Below are 20,878 nucleotides of genomic sequence, written 5' to 3' on the forward strand. Positions count from 1 at the left end.
CATCATCAGATAGGACTGGGAATGAATATTTCAATCATCTTTTACAAGGTCTACTCACTGCTTGAGCGACTGTTTCTTTTCCCGCTTAGCTAAGAGCGGCAGGATAACACCCAGACTGATTAGGACGATTGGCGTCAGGATATTTGTCAAGAGAGAGAATTGCCAGCCAGCTGGGTCTTTGGCAAAGTCCACTTTCGGAACCATTCCTAAAATGCAGGCAAAGGCTGTAAAGAGGAAGCACCAAGCTCCGATGGCAAAGCCAACTTTGGGATTCTTGGTAAACTTGTACTCGGCATCCTTGTACTTCTTCCAGGCCTTGTTCAACATCATGTAGGCCAGGAATACCCAGAGATAACGCATAGGCATAACGATGGAGTTGAGATTTGTCATCCATTTGACCAGGCCGTCAATTTCTTTGATTCCAAAGATAGGCAGAATAATCAAGAGGCTAACTAAAATCCCAGTCAGGATGTAACCGTTAATGAGGACACCTTTTGATGTCCGCTTGCGCAGCCAGCTTGGGACAAACTCTTCATCGGCATTATTGAGCATGATTTGCAGAGGTGCGTCAATAGAGAAAGCCAGTGCTGCAATCTGTCCAACCATATTGGTCAGGGCATAGATGACTACTAGTACATTGCCCACTCCCCAATAGTTACCCAGCTTTTGGAAGGCTTGATAAGCACCATTTCTCATCAGGTCTTCAGGAATATTGCTGCCGTCAAAAAGCATTCCCATAGCAATAGAGCCTAGGATAGCAGATGCACCAACCATGACAGCCATGACAATCATCCCCTTTGGAAATTCCTTGGCTGGATTGCGTGTTTGATTAACGTAAGGCGATATTTTCTCAGCTCCGCCGACCGCAAAGACTAAGAGGGAGATAGTCGTGAAATAAGAAAAATCAAAGTTAGGAATATATGTGCTAAGCTTATCCATATTGGCCGTCGCAAACTGCATATCAGGTTTGATAAAAGGAGCCCCGACCGCTAAGAGGACGAAGAGGAAAGACATAATCAGCATAGCACTTCCTGCCAAGCCCCCAATCACCTTAAGCGTTGACAGTCCCTTGGTTGACAAGTATAGAAAGGCACCAAAAATCAGTAAGCTAAGAATAACAATCCAATGAATATCAAGACTGCTCAAAAAGTCGCCATTTCCCTGAAGAGCCCAGCCCAGCGGAATCAAAACTCCCTGCGGCTTCTGAGCCAGATAGGGAATATGCACCACCCAGTAAGTCCAGGCCGCAAAATACGCCAGCCGCTTGGTAGAGGTCTTTTCCACCCAGTCACTGACACCGCCTCCGCTCTCCTTAAAAGTCGAGCCTAGCTGCCCCACGATGAGAGCATAGGGAATAAAGTAAATAGCCAGGATAAGAATCCAAGAAACAATTACCGAAATACCCTGCTGGGAATAGTTATTAACCACATTTCCCAGACCCCAGACCATATTAAAAGCAATCAGAGATACCATCAGCCAGGTTAGCTGGTTCTGATCTTTTTTCATGACACCGTCTCCTTTTGTTATAAAATAAATTGATTCGATATTATTATAACATGTTTCTATGAGTTTGTAATCGCTATCATCAATTTTATTTCAAAAAAAGAACTACCCGAAGGCAGTTCAATTTAATTCTTAAAGTGAGTTTACGTCAACCTTGATACCAACACCTTGTGTAGTAGTGATAGTTAGGTTAGTTACGTAAGTACCTTTAGCAGTAGCTGGTTTCGCTTTTTGGATTGTGTCGTTGAAAGCTTTGAAGTTTTCAACCAACTTGTCAGCTTCAAATGAAACTTTACCAATGATAGCTTGTACGTTACCTGCACGGTCTGCACGGTAAGTAATCTTACCACCTTTAGACTCTTCAACTGCTTTTGCAACGTCCATTGTTACAGTACCAGTCTTAGGGTTTGGCATCAAGTTACGAGGTCCAAGGACACGTCCAAGGCGACCTACAAGTGCCATCATGTCAGGTGTAGCGATTACTACGTCAAAGTCCAACCAACCGTCGTTGATTTTTGCAACGAGGTCATCTTCACCAACGAAGTCTGCACCAGCAGCTTTTGCTTCTTCAGCTTTAGCACCACGTGCGAAAACAAGAACGCGTGAAGTTTTACCAGTTCCGTTTGGCAATACCATTGCGCCACGGATTTGTTGGTCAGCTTTTTTAACGTCGATGTTCAAGTTGTAAGCAACTTCTACAGTTGCATCGAATTTTGCAAAGTTAGTTTCTTTTGCAAGTGCTACAGCTTCTTCTACGCTGTATGCTTTTGTGCTGTCGATTTTTTCAAGAGCAGCACGAAGTTGTTTGCTTTTTTTAGCCATTTTATCTTTCTCCTTGTAAGTGGTTCAATCGATTTTCATCTCCCACGTCACTCGTCAATCTGATCAAGTGTAGTGCGGGCAAATGGGATGAACGTTATTGATTAGTCAACAACAGTGAATCCCATAGAACGAGCAGTACCTTCAATCATACGCATTGCAGACTCGATGTTTGCAGCGTTCAAATCTGGCATCTTAGTTTCAGCAATTTCTTGTACTTGCGCACGAGTAACTGTTGCAACTTTCGTTTTGTTTGGCTCACCAGAACCTTTTTCAACACCTGCAGCTTTCTTCAAAAGAACAGCAGCTGGCGGAGTCTTAGTCACGAAAGTGAATGATTTGTCTTCGTATACTGAGATAACAACTGGAATAATCATACCAGCTTGATCAGCTGTACGAGCGTTGAACTCCTTAGTGAATCCCATGATGTTGATACCGGCTTGACCAAGCGCAGGACCAACTGGTGGAGCTGGAGTAGCTTTACCAGCAGGGATTTGCAATTTTACAAGTTTTTCGACTTTTTTAGCCATTTTTAAATCCTCCTTTGTGGTTTTGGCGGTAAATAAAGATTTTTACCTCCCACAAGTATGCTTTTTGCATACCTTTCTATTATACACTAAACTTTGTTAAATGCAAGGAATTTTATCTTCTTTTTTGAATTTTTTGTGGTAAAATAATCTTATGACACTATTAAAGATTGCTTCGATTTTATTTATCTTTTTAACATTGATTTTAACCACTATTACAGTGCGAGTTTTTCAATTAAGAAAATACGGTTTAAACTTTGCGGACTTGGCTTTTCCGCTTTTTGTTGTAGAATTTTATATCATTTCAGACAAGGCCTACTATCATAGCTTGCTGCCCCAGCTGACCCTAGCTCTATCAGTTCTCGCTATCGCCATCACCATCTATTTTCTCAAGAAAAAAAGGAGCTTCTACTATCCCAAGTTTTTCAAGTTCTTCTGGCGGGCTGGATTTCTTCTGACCTTCTTCATGTACCTAGCCATGGTCATCGGTCTCTTTTTGTAATAATGTAAAATAAACCCCATCGGTCACGAGTTAGCCGATGGGGTTTTCATATGCGGGACTTACAAGTCCTTCTTTTGCCGTGAAAGAAGAATCTTACGATGCTCCTAGTCTTATTCGTGAATCTCCAGAGGCAGGCCATCCGGATCAAAGAAGAAAGCCATCTTACGACCGTCAAAGTCGTCATAGCGCAGCTCGGTATGAGGAATCTCCAAACAGTCAAATTCCTCTAGCGTTTCTTCGACATTTGTCACTCGGAAGGCCAGATGCCGTAGACCTGTATGCTCTGGAGCAGGCAGGGCTGGACGCTTGGGAGCTTCTTCCTTGATAAAAATTTCCAGAGTCAGATTTCCCTTGCGGACATTAAAGAGAATATCCTGCTTGTCCGGCCGATGGTGCTCGTCTAGCATATCAAAGCCCAGCTTGTCCACATAAAACTCCCTGGTCTTGGCATAATCATGACCAATGATGGCTATATGGTGAATGGTGTCTAGTTTCATACTTTTTTCCTTTCCTTGGCAATGTTAAGTAGAGAAAATCTGCCGGCTGACTGCTGGCAGATTTGTTTTTATCAAATGATTATCTTGCTAGCAGACTAGTGAAATTAGAATTAATTTGTCTGCAAAACCTTTCGAGGCTTGGTGCCTTCGGCTGGTCCGATAACGCCTGCCGCTTCAAGTTCTTCCATAAGACGAGTGGCTCGATTAAAGCCGACCGAGAGTCGCCGCTGAATCATAGAAGCGCTGGCTTTCTGAGTCTCGATAACCAAGGCCTTGGCTTCTTCAAAGAGCGGATCACCTTCATCGTCGCCACCGCCAGACTCCATATCACTTTCAGATACTTCACCAGGATCAAAGCTATCGTCATAATCCGCTTCAGCTTGGTTCTTGACAAAGGCTACGATTCGCTCAACATCTTCATCTGAGATAAAGGAGCCCTGCAGTCGAACCGGATGGTTTTCATCAATGGGCTTAAAGAGCATATCCCCACGACCCAAGAGCTTTTCTGCTCCATTTTCATCCAGAATGGTCCGACTGTCTGTCCCACTGGATACAGCAAAGGCAATCCGAGAGGGTACATTGGCCTTAATCAGACCGGAGATAACATCTACTGATGGACGCTGGGTAGCCAGAATCATGTGAATCCCAGCTGCACGCGCTTTTTGTCCCAACCGGATAATGGCGTCTTCCACTTCCTTGCTGGCCACCATCATGAGGTCAGCCAGCTCATCCACGATGACGACAATTAAAGGCAGGGGCACCTGCTTGTATTCTGACTGAGCATTGTACTCGGCTACTTTAGCATTGTAGCCAGCAATATTACGAGCACCGACCTTAGAGAAGAGTTCATAGCGATTTTCCATCTCATCTACAACCTTCTGAAGCGCACGGCTAGCCTTGCGAGGATTGGTTACGACTGGAATAAGCAAGTGAGGAATGTCATTATAAACGGACAGCTCCACCATCTTAGGATCCACCATCATAAACTTGACTTCATCCGGTCTGGCTTTCATGAGAATGCTGGCGATAATACCGTTGACAGCCACAGATTTACCAGAGCCAGTAGAGCCCGCTACCAAGAGATGGGGCATCTTAGCCAAGTCAAAGGAGCGGACAGAGCCGTTGACAGCCTTCCCAAGTGGGATTTCTAGGAGCTTGTTGGCATCCGTTTTCGACTGTTCCCAGAGTTCTCGGAAAGTCACGGTCGCAACTTCAGAATTGGGCACTTCAATTCCGACAAGAGATTTCCCAGGAATCGGTGCCTCAATCCGTACATCCTTGGCAGCTAGGGCAAGAGCCAAGTCATCAGCCAGATTGGAAATCCGATTGACCCGAACACCAACAGCTGGCTTGACCTCGTACTTAGTGACGGAAGGTCCGATTTCAGCCCTCTCAACAGCAGCCTTTATCCCAAAACTAGCAAAGGTCTCTTCCAAAATTTTGATATTATCTCGAACAATGCGCTTTTCTTTGGACTGATTCTTAGGCTTGTCGGGCGCAAAGAGGTTAATGGTCGGCAACTTGTAGTCCAGACTTTCCTTGGCGGTAAAGTCCACTTCTACGTCAACGTCGGCGTCTGTCTCCTCCGTCTCTTCTTCGCGACCAAAGTCCAGAGGCTCATGAGGATCATACTCTCCCACTTCCTCATAGTCTGCCTCGTCAAAGTCCACAGCTGTATCTAACAAGTCTTCGTCATCTAAAATCTCTCCTGTTTCAGGATCGACTTCAACTTCTTCTTGCTCTACTTCAATAGCTTGCATAGCTGCCTGTGCAGCTTTCTCTTCCTGCTCCAAGAAACGAAGCTGTCGCTTTTCTTCCTGCTTCTCTCTCCAATTTTGAAAAGCAGCCATAGCCTTTTCTGAAATATCATAGATAGACCACGGGCTCATAAGGAGACCGCCCAAAAGAATGAGGAGCAGGCCGAAGAAATAAGAACCGATATTTGAAAAAAGGAAAGAGATAGGTGCGTATAAGAGAGAGCCCAGCAGGCCGCCTCCCGCGAAGGAGCTGACCTTAAAGGCTGTCAGATCAGTCAAAACCCTGCCTAGAGTTGTCGATAAGATGGCCGCTCCCTCGAGCTTCAACACGCTGACAAAATAAGCTTGGAAAATTAACTCCAGTCCCAAAAAGAGGCTGATAAATCCTGAAACCGTCCCTTCGTGCTTGTGCAGCCACTTGAAAAAAAAGAGATAGCCAAAGCTGGCCAGAATAGCCAGATAGGCCAAGCTTCCCACCAAGAGACGAATCATGTTATAAATAGTGACCCCAAAGGCGCCCAGCTTTATAGCTGCAAACAAAAGAATAAGAGCCAACACAAAGGTGGCAATCATTCTCTTTATTGCTTTTTGTCTTTCTAATTCTGCTTTTGTCGGCCGACGAGTTGTCCGGCCTTTTTTCGTGTTTTTCTTAGTTGCCATGACCATTATTATACCATATTTGAGCCTTAGATGAGAAATCTTTTATCTAGATTAGAAGCAAAAAAATTATTTATCCACGCAAAAAGAACTGGACTAACCAGTTCTCATTTCACTATCACATAATCTTATTAAGCCTCTGAATTTGAATCTTCCGGTATAACTGCCCAAGCAATCAAGTAAGCCAAGACTCCAGCGCCTCCTACACATACAAAAAGAATCCAAATAACACGAACCAAGGTTGGATCTAAATTAAAGTAGTTTGCAATACCAGCACATACACCAGCGATTTTCTTGTTGTTGACATCTCTTGTCAGTCTTTTCTCCATGGAAAATACTCCTTATTATTTTTACTCTGTTTATTTTACCATAATATTTCACGACGCACAAGTTTTTTTTGTCTCCTTTGGTATCTAAATCTTACTTTTTCAAGTGGAAGATGTTCGCTAGATCATTCCTTTTGCGAGTCAAAGCAAAACTCTTGTTCTTGTGTTAGAATAGAGGGACATTTTAATTAGCTTACAGTAAAAACATATCAGGAGGAAGATAATGCGAGCCGGAGTCATTCTTTACAATCCCCAATCTAAGCAAATACTGCTCATCCACCGCTGGAAAAATGGAGAAGAGTATTTTGTGATACCGGGCGGCGGAGCCGAGTCAGGTGAGACTACAGTCCAAGCAGCTCAGAGAGAAATTCAGGAAGAGCTGGGTTGGAGCTTGTCTGAAAAGCAACTGCAGCCAGCCTTTACTTTCAGAAATGGCCAACGCTTAGAAATCTATTTTCGTGCCACTATCAGCCATACATCAGCCCCAATGATTCAGGGCGAGGAAGCCCTTCGCAGTCATGCCCAGAATATCTATCAACCTGAATGGCTAGACATAGAAGCAATTTGCGGCCTGAACTTACGGCCAGCAGGACTTAAAAATCTGCTCCTGGATTGTCTGACACAGGAGGGTTTGAAAAACTAGCTTAATTGTAGTAAAATATCAGTAGTTTACAATCTAATGTGAGAAAGGTTTTATATGAAAAAAATTCTTCTTATCAGCCTCTTATCAGGACTTGTCTTGGCTGGCTGCTCTGGTAAAGATAACAAAGAGGAGACTACTAGCTCCTCCAACTCATCCAGCAGTTCCTCACTAGTGAGCTCTAGCTCTGACCCAGAGGAAACCAGCAAACTCCGTGAGCAATTCAAGGATGCCATGACCAACGAAAATGCCAATTTTCCGCAGCTATCTACAGAAGTTGCTGAAGATGAAGCGGAGGTCAAGTTGGTAACGACTGAAGGCGATATCCGCATCAAGCTCTTTCCAAAACAAGCCCCATTGGCCGTTGAAAATTTCCTGACCCATGCCAAAGAAGGCTACTATGATGGCGTTTTATTCCACCGTGTTATCAATGAATTTATGATTCAGACCGGAGATCCTAAAGGCAACGGCACTGGAGGCGAGTCTATCTGGAAGGGCAAAGACAAGTCTAAAGACTCTGGAAACGGCTTTAAAAATGAGTATTCTCCATATCTCTATAATATTCGTGGTGCCCTATCCATGGCTAATGCAGGCCCTGGTACCAATGGCAGTCAGTTCTTCATCAATCAAAGCAAGAAAGATTTGACTAGCCAAATGTCTACGGATTCTTTCCCAGCCAAAATCATCGAAGCCTATAAAAACGGTGGAAATCCTAATTTAGATGGCGGAGCTTATACCGTCTTTGGCCAAGTGCTGGAAGGTATGGATGTGGTGGACAAAATCGCTGCCGCAGAAACAGACGATAATGACAAGCCTAAAAAAGATATCAAGATTGAAAAAATCGAGATTATCAAGGACTATGACTTCAGCAAATAAGCTGACTGCCCAACTAATAAAGGAGGGAAATCAATATGATTATCTGGGGATATAAAGGTTATCAGAAAAACTTAGGACAGACCCAAAGCAATATCGAGTGTGCTAACTGCCACAATGTCGCACCTTGGGACATTATTGAAACCGGCCGAAAGTTTACACTTTATTGGATTCCTACCTTTCCTTACGGTAGAAAACATTACCTCACCTGCCCAGTCTGCCAGCACGGCAAGCAGATTGAAAAGCAGGAAATCGAACAGTTTTTGAATTATTAGCAACAGAAAGAGACGATTCTCAATGAACCGTCTCTTTTCTTTTTTAAATTTTATCAAGTCAACTGGTTGAAATCCCAAATCTGGTCCATCCAGCCTTCATAGAAATCAGGCTCGTGGCAGACCATGAGAATGCTGCCCTTGTATTCTTTCAGAGCTCGCTTAAGCTCCTCCTTGGAATCTACATCCAAGTGGTTGGTCGGCTCGTCCAGCACCAGAACATTATTTTCTCGGTTCATGAGGAGGCAAAGTCGGACCTTGGCCTGCTCTCCACCTGAAAGAACCTGGATCTGGCTCTCGATGTGCTTGGAAGTCAGGCCACATCTGGCCAGAGCTGCTCGGACTTCTGCTTGGTTAAGAGCCGGAAAGGCGTTCCAGACTGCTTCCAGCGGTGTCTGACGATTGCCGCCCTCGACTTCCTGCTCGAAATAACCCAGCTCCAGATAGTCCCCACGCTCGACCTGACCTGCAATAGGCGGGATAATCCCCAGCAGACTCTTGAGCAGGGTCGTTTTCCCAATCCCATTTGCCCCGATAATCGCCACCTTCTGATTGCGCTCAAAGGTCAGGTTAAGGGGCTGGGTTAGCGGTCGGTCGTAACCAATCTGCAAATCCTTGGCTTGGAAGATAAAGCGGCCAGGTGTTCGGGCAGGCTTGAAGTCAAATGAAGGCTTAGGCTTCTCACTTTGCAGCTCAATAATGTCCATCTTATCCAGCTTTTTCTGACGTGACATAGCCATATTACGGGTCGCCACGCGGGCTTTGTTGCGAGCCACAAAGTCCTTGAGGTCCGCAATTTCCTTCTGCTGGCGCTCGTAGGCCGCTTCCAGTTGAGATTTTTTCATCTCATAGACCTCTAGGAACTGATAATAATCACCAGAATAACGAGTCAGTTGCTGATTTTCCACATGGTAGACGATATTGATCACGTCGTTCAAGAAAGGAATATCATGCGAGATCAGAACAAAGGCATTTTCATAGTTCTGAAGGTAACGCTTAAGCCAGTCAATGTGCTCAGCATCCAGATAGTTGGTTGGCTCGTCTAAGAGCAGGATATCCGGTTTTTCAAGGAGCAGCTTAGCTAAGAGAACCTTAGTCCGCTGCCCACCAGATAGCTCCGTCACATCGCTCTCCATACCGTAGTCCATCACACCTAGTGCCCGTGCGACCTCGTCAATCTTGGCATCTAAAGTATAGAAATCTCGGCTCTCCAAGCGGTCCTGCAGCTCGCCCACTTCTTCCATCAGGGCATCCACATCCGCTCCATCCTCAGCCATGCTCATATAGATGTCGTTGATTCGGCTTTCTGTCTTGAAAAGCTCGTCAAAGGCCGTGCGCAAGACATCGCGAACAGACTGACCTTGCTCCAGCACAGCATGCTGATCCAGATAGCCAGCTGTCACATACTTGGACCACTCAACTTTACCTTCGTCCGGCAGCATTTTCCCCGTCACAATGCTCATAAAGGTTGACTTCCCCTCACCATTGGCACCGACCAGGCCGATATGCTCACCCTTGAGCAGGCGGAAGGATACATCCTCAAAAATAGCCCGGTCTCCAAAACCGTGGCTGAGATTTTTCACTTCTAAGATACTCATTTTTTCTCCTCTATCATTGATTGCAGTTCCTTGATTATACCATCAAATGGGATTTTTTGGCAAGACAGAAGAAAAGGAAAAGCGAGCCACTTAAGTCTCGCTTGCTTAGTCTCAATTCGCATGATGCGTATGCTTGGTAATCCATTGAGTCAGTTTGATATCAAGCCAAAAGCCATAAATACCAAGAGTAATAATGGTTAAGAACCACCACTTGATCCAATTTCCAAAAAGCTGCATGGCAGTACCATCAAAATAAAGGCGGTGCCCGTCAATAACTGTATGTTTCACCTTCCAATTATACAGAATACACATACCCCAAGGTGCACAAATTCCTAGCGTAAATACTGTAATCAAGGTAGCTAAAATCACATGACCGATGTAAGAAAAGAGACCACCATCAAAATAAGACTCTTTGTACATACTATCTCCCCCTTTAAACCAACTCTTTCAGAAATTGAATCAGGGTTTCTGCCGAGCGTTTACCAGCTTCAAGAATGAATTCATCAAAAGTGACATTAGCATCATGACTTGCCGTGTCGCTCATGGCTCGAATAACCATAAAAGGCAGGCCAATCGAATGAGTGGCTTGAGCAATGGCTGCGCCCTCCATCTCGACAGCCAAGACATCTGGGAAATGCTCCTTGATGCGGTCAATCTTGTCTTGACCAGCAACAAAGCTGTCACCTGTCGCAATCAAACCTACTCTTGCATTTTGATGGGTTTTTTCCAAAATTTTCTTCATCTCAGCAACCAGATAGCGGCTTGCTTCAAAATAGAGCGGCTGCCGTGCCATCTGACCGTAGTCATAGCCAAAGGCCGTTACGTCCACATCATGGTAGACCAGACGATCTGCGACCACCACATCACCGATAGCCAGGCCTTCTGCCACTGCTCCAGCTGAGCCTGTATTAATCACAGCTGTAACCTTGAAATCATTGACCAGAACAGCCACACTCATAGCGGACATAACCTTGCCAATCCCGCTTTCGACCAACACCACTTCATGATAGCCGATGGAGCCCGTATGATAGACATGGCCCAAACGTAGGTGCTTCTGCGGGTTTTCTAAATGCTCCAGCAGTATCTTCAACTCTTCGGGCATGGCAGCGATAATTCCAATTTTCATATAATACCTCAAATCATCTGATGAAAAAGAAGCTTAGACAGACTAGGCTTCCTTTTAAGTGCAATAGAGCAGGTTTTTAAGGCCACCAAATAATAGCAGCAATCAAACCAATCAGCAGGATAACCACCCAAAGGAGAATCTTATTGAGTTTGGCTTGAAAGAGGCTCCGCTTCTGATTTTCAATTCGACGGCTCTTAGTCACGGTCGGATCTACCTCAATGTGCAGAGTCTCATCCGTAAACTCCTCTTGGTTTTGAGCAGTCTGATGGCCAAATTGACTCTGATACTGCTGAGACCGAGCTTCTTCATAACCAAAGCGGTTTTGAGGGCTTTGATAACCAAACTGAGTATCCTGTCGACTAGACTGCTGCGAGCTAAAGGAGCTTCTGCCAGTTGAAAGAATCTTGGTTTCCTCGTCATCCATGAGAGGTGGCCCCGAAATATCCTCACCGCGGTTAGCCCGCTCAATGATTTCATCTGTTAATAAAGCTTTTCCCATTGATCTACGTTCCTATTTATTCAGATTTTTGTTCCCAGTACTGAAGGGCCATGATGGTCTTGGCATCGCAGATATCACCGTTTTGCAGCAACTGGTGTGCCTCCTCCAGACTGACTTCAAAAAGTTCCAATGTTTCATCCTCGTCTTGGGGACGAGGGTTTTCGACCTTTGTCAAATGGCTGGCGCTGTAGAGCTTGATTTTTTCATTGCAAAAACCGATAGCAGAGTAGAAATCATAGACCAACTCCAGCTGTCCAGTGTAGCCGGTCTCTTCTTCTAATTCTCGGAGGGCAGCCGCTTGGGGATCTGCATTCTCTCCTAACTCAAGCTTACCAGCTGGAATCTCGTAAGAAGTCGCTTCAATTGCCTTGCGGTACTGCCTGACTAAAATCATCTTATTTTCTGGGGTGATAGCAATTACAGCCACCGCCCCATTATGAAAAATCAAATCCCGTTGGGCGTGACCCTTGCCCTCTGGCAACTCTACCTGATCCTGAACCACTTTAAAAATCGGTCCCTGATAAATTTCCGTCCGTTGGACGGTTTTTTCTTCAAATTCCATGACTAAACCTACTTATTTTGAGGGTGATGAGGAAGACGCTTAGCATAATCTTCCTTGTTAATCTGACGGCCACGTCCCAGAGCAATGGCATCTGCTGGCACGTCCTTCGTGATGGTAGAACCCGCACCGACCAGTGAGTTATCACCCAGCTCAACTGGGGCAATAATGGTCGAGTTGGAACCAACAAAGACATTGTCGCCAATGACAGTCTTGTACTTCTTCTGACCATCATAATTGACTGTAATCGTACCTGCACCAAAATTGACATTAGCGCCAACTTCAGAGTTTCCAATGTAGGTCAAATGACCAGCCTTGGTATTTTCTCCGATTGACGATCCTTTAACTTCTACAAAGTTGCCGACATGGACATCCTTAGCCAGACTAGAACCTGGACGGATATGAGCGTAAGGCCCTACCGTCACTCCATCTGCAACACTTGATTCTTCAATCATGGAGTTGGTGATAACGGTCCGCTCTCCAATAACAGAGTCTACGATGTAGGTACCATTAGTCAGGATAGTCTCTGCCCCAATCTTGGTCTGACCTTTCAGGGTCACATTTGCTTCAACCTGAACTTCAGGCGCAATTTCTACATCCACATCAATGTAGATCGCGTCTGGATTGACAAAGCTGACACCGTTGACCATATGCTGCTGGTTAATCCGGCGGCGCATAACACTCTCAGCTGTAGCTAGAGCCACGCGGTCATTAACCCCCAGACTTTCATCAAAGTCTTTGAGCGTATAAGCGCCGACTTTTTCACCATTTTCGCGGAAAATACCAATCACATCTGTGATATAGTATTCGCCTTGAGCATTATTGGTATTGATATTTTTGAGGGCTTCAAAGAGGCGAGCATTGTCAAAGACGTAAGTCCCCGTATTGATTTCCTTGATTTGCTGCTCAAAGTCAGAAGCATCCTTCTGCTCAACAATTTTCAAGACTTCGTCATGCTGATTGCGTACGATACGGCCGTAGCCGAAAGGATTATCTGCTTCTGCCGTCAGGATAGTCGCAACATTCTTGTGGTTGATATGAAAGTCAATCAGATTTTTCAGGCTTTCTCCTGTAATCAGGGGAGTGTCGCCAGCAATGACCAGCGTCTGACCAGTCAGATTTTCCAAAATAGGCTCTGCCATCATAACGGCATGCCCTGTTCCCAGCTGCTCGGTCTGACGGACAAAGTCTGTCTGACCTGCCAAGACTTGCTCGACTAGCTCTGCCTTGTGGCCAACAACTGTAACGGTCTTTCCCGGATTAATGGCATTGACACTGCGGAATACATGTTCCAGCATGGAAATACCTGCAACCTTATGCAGCACTTTTGGTAAATCTGACTTCATGCGAGTACCCTTACCCGCAGCCAAAATAATCGCGTAATTTGTCATCAATTATCTCTTTTCTGTAGGATATCACCTTTATTATATCACTAAAAGGTAATTTTTAAAAATTTAAAATCAAGAAATATTGCAGTAGACATAGAAATAATTATTTTTTGACAGGAAAGCTTTTACTTAAGGTTTCCGACTAGGAATGATAAGAATACACCTAGATAAAGCATGTTGAACTGAAACCATACTCTCACTTTTCCATTCATTCAATCTTCCTTTCTCATAAGTGAGATTTCCTTAAAAGTGCAGCGTATTGGCAAGCCAATTGAACTGGTTCATTTTCAAATTCTTTTCTCAATTTGATAATAATAAAAAGACAATACAAATTGTAATATACTAGGTAGACTTGAAAAAACGATAAGAATGATTAATGGAGACTATAAGAAAAAAGAGAAAGAAGATTGACTTTTCTCTTACCTTTGTTAATAGAAAAGTCAATCTTTCTATGCATGCCCGCAGGCCGTTAGGATAAAGACAGAAATCAGAGCCAGAAACAAGTTCCCAATGTTCTTGAACCTAGACATACGAGTCCTCCATTTATGCGAAGCTTGATGAGACTAGTACTTCGCCAAAAATGCCTGCACAGTCTTGACATCTTCTGGAGTTCCGCCTTGGTCAATATCGCAGATATGCTGGAGCCCATATTTTTCGATAATCAGGGCAGTAGCTCCGCAGAAGGTCCGACCGTTTTTAACAGAGTCGCCATTGTTAACAAAACCTTTAATCAGCCCAGGATGTTTCTTGATAAAGCGTTTGGTAGACCAAGGAATTTTCCCAGCACCAGCATTTCGAGTAATGAGGATACAGGGTTCTTCCAGTTTTTCCTTGATGTTCTGGGTAGGATAGCCCAGTGATTCTGCAAATCGTTTACCAATACCAGTATTTGAATCATAAACTACAATCATCTTCATCACCTACTTTCTTAAAAAAAGGATAGCAAACCAAGCCGCAAAGCCTAAAACTACAACATCTGAGATGAGCATAAGCATGAACTCCAAATCTGGCATTATGTGAATGTAAATCAACAATGACAAAGTTGTCAAAGCCAGCGCCGCCAGCTTAGCAACTGCTGGCAAGCCCGAAATCAAAGCTGCTCCGATTAGGAGAACGATGAGACCTCCGACTAAAAATGACTGAAAATCCACACTTAAACTAAAACCAACTGTCACACCGCCGTAGCCAATGGTCAAAAGACCAATCAGCACCAGACAGATACCCAAAATAGCCAATCCGCTCATGGCAAATCCTCCTTGCTTATTCATTCTTTTCCTCACTTTCTATTGTTGAATGAACTTTAACGAGTATTCATTCATATCATGATAAAAAATAATGTACTTTATCTAATTACGTTCCTCTCCATTTCCGAATCACAGGACATAACCCATCACCTCCTTTGTTCATGAGTGAATGAATAGTTATATGAATTCATTCATGACTACTTCTAAGAAAAGGAATTTCCTCTATTTGGAAAAAATCCCCTTAACAAAATATTTCACTAAAGTCTCAAGACTATCGAAGTAGCCTGAAAATTCCTGCTCTGTGACATGCATGTCTATGTAGTAAATCAAGTCATAAACCTTCATGATCTCAGCTATTTTCCCTTTCGAAAAGCCCTCTTCCTGCAAGCGCTGGCTGAAGGTCTGAATCAGAAACTGATGAAAGGCATTGGACGCTCGGCCGGAATCCTGATTATAGTAATCATGCAGAATCTGAGAAATGCCCGGCTTGTTCCACTCAGCTAGAATTTTATTGGGCGAAATCAACTCAAAAGTGACTGCAAAAAGCTGTTCAACGATTGCCTCGGGCTCGCCCTGCCAGTCTACGCGCCGCATGGTTTCCTCACGTATACGGCTATTTTCAGCTACATAAACCTCCAAGAAGATAGCTTCCTTAGACTCATAATACTTATAAAAGGATCCAACAGCCATCTGGCTTCTCTTAGCAATATCAGAAATTCCAGCTGCCTTATAGCCTTTTTCTGCAAAGATTTCTCTAGCCACAGCCAGGAGCTCATTTTTTTTATCCATTTCCCTGCCTCTTTTGTGAATGAATTTCATTTTATATTCATTCATATTTTAACACAATCTTGCCACTTGTCAAGCATTTATGTTATACTATACAAAAAAGATAGTTTGCTAATCAAATTATTTTTTAGATTATATTTTGGAGGTTGAGCTATGCTCAAGGAAAGACGAAACCAGGGTACCATCGCCCTACTGGTAATTTCTCTTATTTTTCTAGTTGTTGCTGCAGTGATGGGCTTTATCCAATACCAAAAAGTCAACACCAAGACTGCCTATGACCGAAATAGCGAGCCTGGAGCAGATTCAGCAGTCTATGCTGAAGTATCATATATTTTTCCAGAGGCTCTGATTGAAGTAGATGATAATACCCAAGTTTGGCTGGTTGCCTACCAAGATGGATATGTTGGTCTGCAGGCTAAAAAAGGGGACAAGCAGATTGCCCAGCTCTTGGAAAAAGAGAAAAAGGGCGAGCTGGAAAAAAATCCTGTCCGAATCGTTGGCTCCTATGTCAATGCTAACTCCCCTAAGAAAAATCAGGGATATATCTCTAATTATGGCAGCCTCGTTCGCGGTCTCCTAGCAGACAATCCCGAAGTCATCACAGTAATGTCAAGCAGCTCCTATATTTCTATCACTGAATTTGAATCTGACAATCTTGCATTCATGTTCTACATTCTGTTTTTGATTGGACTCAGTGTTTTCTTTGTCGTTATAGGAATTATAGGCCGCAAGAAAAATATTGCTGCCTACGAAGAAATCTATGCAGCCTATCCAGAGACCAAGGACAATCTCAATATCCTGCTGGAGCAAGCGTCTTTCCACGATGATGTGCTGAAAATTGCTGTTTATAAAGACCATCTCATTACCTACTATCGAGGTTTCAAGGCGATTGATCTCAAACAGGTTGTCCATCTCTACCACCACATTCTCACCATGCATCGCGGCTTCGTTGCTTCAAACAGAAACTCAACCTTAGTTGCTGTTCGAAACAATCAAAAGAAATACCAAATGCCTATTAAGAACATTGGTAAAACAACAGATACCAAACTCCAGTCAACCTTTGACTATCTCTACAACCACTTCCCTCATATCAGATTGGGAGTGTAAATGACTATAAAATAAAGCTAGGTTAGTCATAGCTTTAAATTTCAGACAAACTAGTTCTAAGTTTGTCTTTTTTGTTTTATTGATATAGTACAAGAGATAATCTTTTATTTACTATTGTACTTTCTTTGGAAGGCTTCCATGGCCTTGAACTGTTCTAGTTCTTTTTCGTTAGCCGGTTGCTTGCCGAGGTGTTTGTATTCAAAAAAGTTCATTTGTTGGCCTGAGGTAAACCCACTCTCGAACCAGGGTGCGTAGTCAAATGTAGCAGTCAATTTTGTACCAATAATCTTTATAACACATGTTGTCCATAAAGCTTGCTCTTCATTTTTAAAGATTTCCCTCAATTCCCAAGCTAATTTGAAGGTGCGTCTTTCATTTTCTCTGAATTCTGAGTTAGGAACCCCATATTGTTTGGGAATATAGAGATTATAGACATAGTCACTTTTTCCTTCTTCATTAAAAAAATAGTAGACTTCGCCACCATCAAAAGTCAAGGTAATATTAATAAAAAGATTTTCCCAAGCTACAGGTATAGTCTTATGGACACTCAGTGCGATTTCCATCACTTTCTCATTAATCTGTTTTTCCATATTATCCTCTTTCTAGCTCACTAAATTGCAGCTGGTAAATCTTGCCCATCTTTAACCGTATTGACATAAGTTTCTTTTTAAAAATCCAGTCCAATGATAATCCATTCATCAATGATATCCCAAAAATTTAAGTTTCCTTTAGGAAGCTCTTTTGTGGACCAAAGATAAGCTCCAGTTTCTATATTCTGCGTCAAATCCAGAACGATATAGGTCCCCATCCCGTTACTGAAAAAGTTATAGCAAGAGGTCAAATCCATCTCCAGCTGGTCTTCATATTCCCATTCAAAATCAGCCATAGAATCGATATTTTCAGCGCTATCCAAGCCCATTGTTTTACTCGGATAGTAATAAAAACCATTATGAACCTTTGTGTAAAAGTCTACAATTGTTTTATCAATATTTTCAACTGTACAATCAAATTTTTTACCAAAATTTGATTCAGATAGTGGGTTTTTCCCTTCGTAGAAAGCTATCTTTTGAGTCTTGTAACTAAGAATGGTATACAAAATAGAGTATTCATCCCCAATTTTCATCAACTCAATATTTGTCAAATAAGTTTTCAGGTAAAGAATGGTATTGCTTAGTTCTCTTGCAAGGTATTTTCTCCATTCTCCTAAAATAGCTGATTTTCTATCTTCCAAATTATCAGTTAGAAAAGCAACTTTCCAATATTCTGGAATAGGAGCATTCAAAATAGTTGATTCATCGGTTACAAACTCCACTTTCTTTTCAGACGATAGCGTATATTTGTTTAAAAATGCAATCTTTTCATTTACCATTTTATCCATCTTCACCTCCGAATTTTTTTAAAATCAACTTATTTGTATCTCTAGTATACCACAAAGCAAATCTCCGAGCTTCTTCAGATAAAAAACCACCTCAGGAGGTGGTTTTTATACATACAAACTATTTTTCATTATATTCTTGCTAGAAAGTTTCATTAGTCTTGAACTATCTTAGTTCTTTTTCCTTTCTGCGCTTAGCCAAGGCGCTGTTAATCTTCTTGGTCTTAAGATTTGTATCCAAGTAAAGAAAGAGCCATACAAATAGATAAATCAGAATAAAATCCAGCCAGAAACGCCAGTTGGCAATTAAAAATCCCCAGTTATTGTAGACCATGAAGCAGCATACCAAGACTGCGACCGCAGCAAAATGCAGCAAAACTGAGACTGAAAAAGAGAATCGGTCTTCAAGAGTTTTTAACATTGAACTGATGAGTCCGATCAAGCCGCTCATCACCATGACACTGATGATATTACTTGTTGTGGGCGGATGTTTTTGAATAGAGAAAGCAAGGACAATCAGATAGACTGCACTCCCTGTCTGGATGCCCATCAATATAGCGTGTAGACATTTTTTTATACTCATCACTTACCTCCTAGATTCCCAGATATTCCATTAAGAGTTTGACATAGCGACGGCTGACTTCGGTTTTGATTTGATTGGTCAGCTTGGCCGTCATATTGCCAGAAAAGCTGTCAGACAATGACTCCAAATGGTCAATATTGATGACAGCATGACGGGAAACTTGGATAAAGTTCGAGCTGCTAATCCGCTGCTGAAAGCGAGTCAAGGTCTCTGTCGTCTGGTAAATACCTTCTCTACTGTAAATCATCAGAGTTGTCTGGTTGATGTCTGCTAGGATAATATCTTCAGTCCTCAACATGACCAGCTTATCATCCGACTTGATAGGCAAGACGCCACTTGGTCCTGCCTTGTACTGCTCTAAATAATCTAAGATGGCCTTGGCTTCTGCCCCTAGCTGGTCTGCCTTGACCACAACCAGCGGATCCTTGGATGAAATGGTTGGATCTGTTTCAAATTTTGCTTGCAAGAGGAAGCTCCCTATTCACATTCTATTGTAGTTTCAGCCGGCGGATGACAATCATATTTTGCACCATCCAAATAAGCGCTATTGCAACTAAAACTACTCCAACTATATAGAAAGTTTCTGTCCTTGTCAAGAGCTCCTGCCATTCAATGCGAATTCCCATTGTTTTTTCAAAAGCTGCTTGTGACTGGCTGCTATTAGTAAAAGTATCTGTTAGACTTTCTTTCATGAGAACCTGTCTGAAAAGAGATGCCATGTAGTTAGAAGGCGTAAGCTTCATCAGGTTTTGCGCCATATTCGGCAAGGTTCCAATGGGGATATAGGTACCCACTAGAAAACCAGAAGTTGCTCCGACTACTGTTGCCAATTTCCCCAGACTATCCACTGATTTGAAGCATTGAACAATCAGAGCATTTATCAGTGTGGCCAAGAGGCTGTTTAAGAGCATCAGAAGAACCAGGTAAGGAAGGATTCCCCACTCAAAGGAAATATTATCCGCTAGCGTAAAATAGCTGAGCATAAAGGCAAACATAATGACCTGCATCAAAAAGCCGATAATAACAGAACTGACAAGATAACTAAGCTGCAAGCCCCATGGTCCCAAGTCTGTGATAAAGAGGTCGTCTGTCACCTTCCGCTCACGGTCTTCGACCTGCCGGGAGAAAGCTGCCAATGTGGTCGTTAATCCTGTAACTGCCAACACGCCGCCAATCAGCCACAAGTCCATCAGCTGGCTGGAATGGTCTTTGTAATTATTTTTCAAAAAAACGATATAAAGCACAAAGGGAATAATGGCTCCGAAGAGGGACAAAATTACCCCACTGCGGTTGCGAAAATAAAGTAAAAAATTACGTTTTATCAAAGCGAGCATATTAGCGTACCTCTCTTCCTGTCAGTGCCATAAAGGCATCGTCCATAGTTCCGGGTTGGAATTCAAATTGTTCAATATAGGGACCAGCCTGAGCCAATAAGGTCAGAGCTTCTTGAGTCGTTTTAGGGTGGAGGATAAATTCCCCTTCCTTGACTTGCTCCCAAGCGCAGCCTCTTGGCAAGCTTTTCTCTAAACCTGCTACATCTTGACTTAAAATCCGTAAGACATTGCGGGCATAGTTTCCCTTAATCTGGTCTGCAGAGCCTTGGGCAATGACCTGACCATGATCTACGATATAGATCTTATCTGCATCATCAGCTTCATTGAGATAGTGGGTTGTCAAGACAATGGTCATCTGCTCTTCTTTCTGAATCTGCTTGAGCAGGCTCCAGATACTCTCCCGAGTCTGAATGTCCAGGCCTGTCGTAGGCTCATCCAGAAAGAGCAGGTCGGGACTATTGAGCAGGGCTCGCGCAATGTCCACCCGACGCTTTTGGCCGCCAGAAAGTGTCCCATAAGGCTGCTTGGCAAAAGCTGACAAGCCCAGCTGAGAGACCAAGCGCTCGATTCGACCTGCCGGCATCTCCTTATACTGCTTGGCTCTGATAGTCAGATTTTCCAAAACTGTCAACCGGGCGTCCAACACACTGTTTTGGAAAACCACACCCAGCCTAAGCTTTTCAGCATAGCAAATCTGCCCTGACGTCGGCCTCAAGAGCCCTATCAGCATCTGGATAGTCGTAGACTTGCCTGCGCCATTAGGGCCTAGAATAGCTGTAAAACTGCCTCTCTCAATCTGAATATTCAGATCATTAACTGCCACCTTATCGCCATAAACCTTGCTAAGATTTTTCGTTTCTACTAACATGATCTTTTCTCCTTTTCTTTACTTCTGAGACTATGATA

General features: G+C 43.2%; 26 protein-coding genes. 5 read left to right on the plus strand and 21 right to left on the minus strand.

The window, feature by feature from the left end:
• Positions 1 to 54: 54 nt before the first annotated feature.
• From HMPREF9380_RS02890 to rplK, 3 genes are all read right to left on the minus strand, one after another.
• Complete coding sequence (locus HMPREF9380_RS02890) at positions 55 to 1,506, minus strand: APC family permease (protein WP_004192951.1); 1,452 nt, start codon at positions 1,504 to 1,506, stop codon at positions 55 to 57.
• A 129-nt stretch (positions 1,507 to 1,635) separates the two neighbouring features.
• Positions 1,636 to 2,325, minus strand: a complete 690-nt coding sequence (gene rplA, locus HMPREF9380_RS02885) for a 50S ribosomal protein L1 (RefSeq protein ID WP_002894855.1) — start codon at positions 2,323 to 2,325, stop codon at positions 1,636 to 1,638.
• A 101-nt stretch (positions 2,326 to 2,426) separates the two neighbouring features.
• A complete protein-coding gene (rplK, locus tag HMPREF9380_RS02880) occupies positions 2,427 to 2,852 on the minus strand; it encodes a 50S ribosomal protein L11 (RefSeq protein ID WP_002894851.1) in 426 nt (141 codons plus the stop codon).
• Between the two features lie 151 nt (positions 2,853 to 3,003).
• Between rplK and HMPREF9380_RS02875 the strand changes: the two genes are divergently transcribed.
• The gene (locus HMPREF9380_RS02875) at positions 3,004 to 3,351 is read left to right on the plus strand and encodes a DUF3397 domain-containing protein (RefSeq protein WP_002897148.1); all 348 of its coding nucleotides are present in this window, start codon (positions 3,004 to 3,006) and stop codon (positions 3,349 to 3,351) included.
• 110 nt (positions 3,352 to 3,461) lie between these two features.
• Here the strand turns inward: HMPREF9380_RS02875 and gloA2 are convergent, their stop codons facing one another.
• From gloA2 to HMPREF9380_RS02860, 3 genes are all read right to left on the minus strand, one after another.
• Complete coding sequence (gene gloA2, locus HMPREF9380_RS02870; protein ID WP_004192954.1) at positions 3,462 to 3,848, minus strand: SMU1112c/YaeR family gloxylase I-like metalloprotein; 387 nt, start codon at positions 3,846 to 3,848, stop codon at positions 3,462 to 3,464.
• A 110-nt stretch (positions 3,849 to 3,958) separates the two neighbouring features.
• On the minus strand, positions 3,959 to 6,265 hold the full coding sequence (locus HMPREF9380_RS02865) for a DNA translocase FtsK (RefSeq protein ID WP_032907823.1): 2,307 nt from the start codon (positions 6,263 to 6,265) through the stop codon (positions 3,959 to 3,961).
• Positions 6,266 to 6,393: 128 nt separating this feature from the next.
• Positions 6,394 to 6,591 (minus strand): PspC domain-containing protein, encoded by a 198-nt coding sequence (locus HMPREF9380_RS02860; protein ID WP_004192957.1) that lies wholly within the window; start codon positions 6,589 to 6,591, stop codon positions 6,394 to 6,396.
• A 220-nt stretch (positions 6,592 to 6,811) separates the two neighbouring features.
• Here HMPREF9380_RS02860 and HMPREF9380_RS02855 point away from each other — a divergent pair, with 220 nt between their 5' ends.
• From HMPREF9380_RS02855 to HMPREF9380_RS02845, 3 genes are read left to right on the plus strand one after another with little or no spacing between them, the layout of a single operon-like run.
• Positions 6,812 to 7,231 carry an NUDIX hydrolase gene (locus tag HMPREF9380_RS02855; RefSeq protein ID WP_004192958.1) on the plus strand — a complete coding sequence of 140 codons (420 nt, stop codon included), beginning with the start codon at positions 6,812 to 6,814 and terminating at the stop codon, positions 7,229 to 7,231.
• Positions 7,232 to 7,285: 54 nt separating this feature from the next.
• Positions 7,286 to 8,104, plus strand: coding sequence for a peptidylprolyl isomerase (locus HMPREF9380_RS02850; RefSeq protein WP_004192960.1), 819 nt, complete (start codon positions 7,286 to 7,288; stop codon positions 8,102 to 8,104).
• A gap of 35 nt (positions 8,105 to 8,139) precedes the next feature.
• Complete coding sequence (locus HMPREF9380_RS02845; protein WP_004192963.1) at positions 8,140 to 8,376, plus strand: zinc-ribbon domain-containing protein; 237 nt, start codon at positions 8,140 to 8,142, stop codon at positions 8,374 to 8,376.
• Positions 8,377 to 8,429: 53 nt separating this feature from the next.
• Here HMPREF9380_RS02845 and HMPREF9380_RS02840 read toward each other — a convergent pair whose 3' ends face one another.
• The 9 genes from HMPREF9380_RS02840 to HMPREF9380_RS02800 all read right to left on the minus strand — a co-directional run bounded on the left by HMPREF9380_RS02840 (position 8,430) and on the right by HMPREF9380_RS02800 (position 15,621).
• Complete coding sequence (locus tag HMPREF9380_RS02840; RefSeq protein WP_004192964.1) at positions 8,430 to 9,971, minus strand: ABC-F family ATP-binding cassette domain-containing protein; 1,542 nt, start codon at positions 9,969 to 9,971, stop codon at positions 8,430 to 8,432.
• A gap of 111 nt (positions 9,972 to 10,082) precedes the next feature.
• Positions 10,083 to 10,391: a DUF898 family protein gene (locus HMPREF9380_RS02835; RefSeq protein ID WP_004192969.1), complete on the minus strand. Its 309-nt coding sequence runs from the start codon at positions 10,389 to 10,391 to the stop codon at positions 10,083 to 10,085.
• Between the two features lie 13 nt (positions 10,392 to 10,404).
• The gene (locus tag HMPREF9380_RS02830) at positions 10,405 to 11,097 is read right to left on the minus strand and encodes a 5'-methylthioadenosine/adenosylhomocysteine nucleosidase (protein WP_004192971.1); all 693 of its coding nucleotides are present in this window, start codon (positions 11,095 to 11,097) and stop codon (positions 10,405 to 10,407) included.
• 76 nt (positions 11,098 to 11,173) lie between these two features.
• The gene (macP, locus tag HMPREF9380_RS02825; protein ID WP_002899866.1) at positions 11,174 to 11,596 is read right to left on the minus strand and encodes a cell wall synthase accessory phosphoprotein MacP; all 423 of its coding nucleotides are present in this window, start codon (positions 11,594 to 11,596) and stop codon (positions 11,174 to 11,176) included.
• Between the two features lie 16 nt (positions 11,597 to 11,612).
• Positions 11,613 to 12,158: an NUDIX hydrolase gene (locus HMPREF9380_RS02820; protein WP_004192973.1), complete on the minus strand. Its 546-nt coding sequence runs from the start codon at positions 12,156 to 12,158 to the stop codon at positions 11,613 to 11,615.
• A gap of 8 nt (positions 12,159 to 12,166) precedes the next feature.
• Positions 12,167 to 13,546, minus strand: a complete 1,380-nt coding sequence (gene glmU, locus HMPREF9380_RS02815; protein WP_004192975.1) for a bifunctional UDP-N-acetylglucosamine diphosphorylase/glucosamine-1-phosphate N-acetyltransferase GlmU — start codon at positions 13,544 to 13,546, stop codon at positions 12,167 to 12,169.
• Between the two features lie 560 nt (positions 13,547 to 14,106).
• Positions 14,107 to 14,463, minus strand: coding sequence for a class Ib ribonucleoside-diphosphate reductase assembly flavoprotein NrdI (locus HMPREF9380_RS02810; RefSeq protein WP_004192977.1), 357 nt, complete (start codon positions 14,461 to 14,463; stop codon positions 14,107 to 14,109).
• Positions 14,464 to 14,811 (minus strand): hypothetical protein, encoded by a 348-nt coding sequence (locus HMPREF9380_RS02805; protein WP_004192979.1) that lies wholly within the window; start codon positions 14,809 to 14,811, stop codon positions 14,464 to 14,466. It abuts the gene before it with no gap.
• A gap of 198 nt (positions 14,812 to 15,009) precedes the next feature.
• Positions 15,010 to 15,621 carry a TetR/AcrR family transcriptional regulator gene (locus tag HMPREF9380_RS02800; RefSeq protein WP_004192982.1) on the minus strand — a complete coding sequence of 204 codons (612 nt, stop codon included), beginning with the start codon at positions 15,619 to 15,621 and terminating at the stop codon, positions 15,010 to 15,012.
• 105 nt (positions 15,622 to 15,726) lie between these two features.
• Here HMPREF9380_RS02800 and HMPREF9380_RS02795 point away from each other — a divergent pair, with 105 nt between their 5' ends.
• Positions 15,727 to 16,680 carry a hypothetical protein gene (locus HMPREF9380_RS02795; protein WP_004192984.1) on the plus strand — a complete coding sequence of 318 codons (954 nt, stop codon included), beginning with the start codon at positions 15,727 to 15,729 and terminating at the stop codon, positions 16,678 to 16,680.
• A gap of 104 nt (positions 16,681 to 16,784) precedes the next feature.
• On the opposite strand, the gene HMPREF9380_RS02790 is transcribed toward HMPREF9380_RS02795, so the two are convergent.
• From HMPREF9380_RS02790 to HMPREF9380_RS02765, 6 genes are all read right to left on the minus strand, one after another.
• The gene (locus HMPREF9380_RS02790; RefSeq protein ID WP_004192987.1) at positions 16,785 to 17,270 is read right to left on the minus strand and encodes an immunity protein YezG family protein; all 486 of its coding nucleotides are present in this window, start codon (positions 17,268 to 17,270) and stop codon (positions 16,785 to 16,787) included.
• 77 nt (positions 17,271 to 17,347) lie between these two features.
• Positions 17,348 to 18,058, minus strand: a complete 711-nt coding sequence (locus HMPREF9380_RS02785; protein WP_004192989.1) for a hypothetical protein — start codon at positions 18,056 to 18,058, stop codon at positions 17,348 to 17,350.
• 163 nt (positions 18,059 to 18,221) lie between these two features.
• Positions 18,222 to 18,638: a DUF3021 domain-containing protein gene (locus HMPREF9380_RS02780; protein WP_004192991.1), complete on the minus strand. Its 417-nt coding sequence runs from the start codon at positions 18,636 to 18,638 to the stop codon at positions 18,222 to 18,224.
• 10 nt (positions 18,639 to 18,648) lie between these two features.
• Positions 18,649 to 19,104 (minus strand): LytTR family DNA-binding domain-containing protein, encoded by a 456-nt coding sequence (locus HMPREF9380_RS02775; RefSeq protein ID WP_002905056.1) that lies wholly within the window; start codon positions 19,102 to 19,104, stop codon positions 18,649 to 18,651.
• 22 nt (positions 19,105 to 19,126) lie between these two features.
• The gene (locus HMPREF9380_RS02770; protein ID WP_004192992.1) at positions 19,127 to 19,972 is read right to left on the minus strand and encodes an ABC transporter permease; all 846 of its coding nucleotides are present in this window, start codon (positions 19,970 to 19,972) and stop codon (positions 19,127 to 19,129) included.
• 1 nt (position 19,973) lies between these two features.
• Positions 19,974 to 20,840 carry an ABC transporter ATP-binding protein gene (locus HMPREF9380_RS02765; protein ID WP_004192995.1) on the minus strand — a complete coding sequence of 289 codons (867 nt, stop codon included), beginning with the start codon at positions 20,838 to 20,840 and terminating at the stop codon, positions 19,974 to 19,976.
• Between the last annotated feature and the right edge of the window lie 38 nt (positions 20,841 to 20,878).

This window comes from Streptococcus sanguinis SK49 (assembly GCF_000212815.1).
Lineage (GTDB): Bacteria > Bacillota > Bacilli > Lactobacillales > Streptococcaceae > Streptococcus > Streptococcus sanguinis_C.

What these genes read in the sequence shown, in the direction of transcription:
- HMPREF9380_RS02890 (WP_004192951.1), bottom strand. Translation starts at nt 1,506, where the DNA reads ATGAAAAAAGATCAGAACCAGCTAACCTGGCTGATGGTATCTCTGATT.
- rplA (WP_002894855.1), bottom strand. Translation starts at nt 2,325, where the DNA reads ATGGCTAAAAAAAGCAAACAACTTCGTGCTGCTCTTGAAAAAATCGAC.
- rplK (WP_002894851.1), bottom strand. Translation starts at nt 2,852, where the DNA reads ATGGCTAAAAAAGTCGAAAAACTTGTAAAATTGCAAATCCCTGCTGGT.
- HMPREF9380_RS02875 (WP_002897148.1), top strand. Translation starts at nt 3,004, where the DNA reads ATGACACTATTAAAGATTGCTTCGATTTTATTTATCTTTTTAACATTG.
- gloA2 (WP_004192954.1), bottom strand. Translation starts at nt 3,848, where the DNA reads ATGAAACTAGACACCATTCACCATATAGCCATCATTGGTCATGATTAT.
- HMPREF9380_RS02865 (WP_032907823.1), bottom strand. Translation starts at nt 6,265, where the DNA reads ATGGCAACTAAGAAAAACACGAAAAAAGGCCGGACAACTCGTCGGCCG.
- HMPREF9380_RS02860 (WP_004192957.1), bottom strand. Translation starts at nt 6,591, where the DNA reads ATGGAGAAAAGACTGACAAGAGATGTCAACAACAAGAAAATCGCTGGT.
- HMPREF9380_RS02855 (WP_004192958.1), top strand. Translation starts at nt 6,812, where the DNA reads ATGCGAGCCGGAGTCATTCTTTACAATCCCCAATCTAAGCAAATACTG.
- HMPREF9380_RS02850 (WP_004192960.1), top strand. Translation starts at nt 7,286, where the DNA reads ATGAAAAAAATTCTTCTTATCAGCCTCTTATCAGGACTTGTCTTGGCT.
- HMPREF9380_RS02845 (WP_004192963.1), top strand. Translation starts at nt 8,140, where the DNA reads ATGATTATCTGGGGATATAAAGGTTATCAGAAAAACTTAGGACAGACC.
- HMPREF9380_RS02840 (WP_004192964.1), bottom strand. Translation starts at nt 9,971, where the DNA reads ATGAGTATCTTAGAAGTGAAAAATCTCAGCCACGGTTTTGGAGACCGG.
- HMPREF9380_RS02835 (WP_004192969.1), bottom strand. Translation starts at nt 10,391, where the DNA reads ATGTACAAAGAGTCTTATTTTGATGGTGGTCTCTTTTCTTACATCGGT.
- HMPREF9380_RS02830 (WP_004192971.1), bottom strand. Translation starts at nt 11,097, where the DNA reads ATGAAAATTGGAATTATCGCTGCCATGCCCGAAGAGTTGAAGATACTG.
- macP (WP_002899866.1), bottom strand. Translation starts at nt 11,596, where the DNA reads ATGGGAAAAGCTTTATTAACAGATGAAATCATTGAGCGGGCTAACCGC.
- HMPREF9380_RS02820 (WP_004192973.1), bottom strand. Translation starts at nt 12,158, where the DNA reads ATGGAATTTGAAGAAAAAACCGTCCAACGGACGGAAATTTATCAGGGA.
- glmU (WP_004192975.1), bottom strand. Translation starts at nt 13,546, where the DNA reads ATGACAAATTACGCGATTATTTTGGCTGCGGGTAAGGGTACTCGCATG.
- HMPREF9380_RS02805 (WP_004192979.1), bottom strand. Translation starts at nt 14,811, where the DNA reads ATGAATAAGCAAGGAGGATTTGCCATGAGCGGATTGGCTATTTTGGGT.
- HMPREF9380_RS02800 (WP_004192982.1), bottom strand. Translation starts at nt 15,621, where the DNA reads ATGAATGAATATAAAATGAAATTCATTCACAAAAGAGGCAGGGAAATG.
- HMPREF9380_RS02795 (WP_004192984.1), top strand. Translation starts at nt 15,727, where the DNA reads ATGCTCAAGGAAAGACGAAACCAGGGTACCATCGCCCTACTGGTAATT.
- HMPREF9380_RS02790 (WP_004192987.1), bottom strand. Translation starts at nt 17,270, where the DNA reads ATGGAAAAACAGATTAATGAGAAAGTGATGGAAATCGCACTGAGTGTC.
- HMPREF9380_RS02785 (WP_004192989.1), bottom strand. Translation starts at nt 18,058, where the DNA reads ATGGATAAAATGGTAAATGAAAAGATTGCATTTTTAAACAAATATACG.
- HMPREF9380_RS02780 (WP_004192991.1), bottom strand. Translation starts at nt 18,638, where the DNA reads ATGAGTATAAAAAAATGTCTACACGCTATATTGATGGGCATCCAGACA.
- HMPREF9380_RS02770 (WP_004192992.1), bottom strand. Translation starts at nt 19,972, where the DNA reads ATGCTCGCTTTGATAAAACGTAATTTTTTACTTTATTTTCGCAACCGC.
- HMPREF9380_RS02765 (WP_004192995.1), bottom strand. Translation starts at nt 20,840, where the DNA reads ATGTTAGTAGAAACGAAAAATCTTAGCAAGGTTTATGGCGATAAGGTG.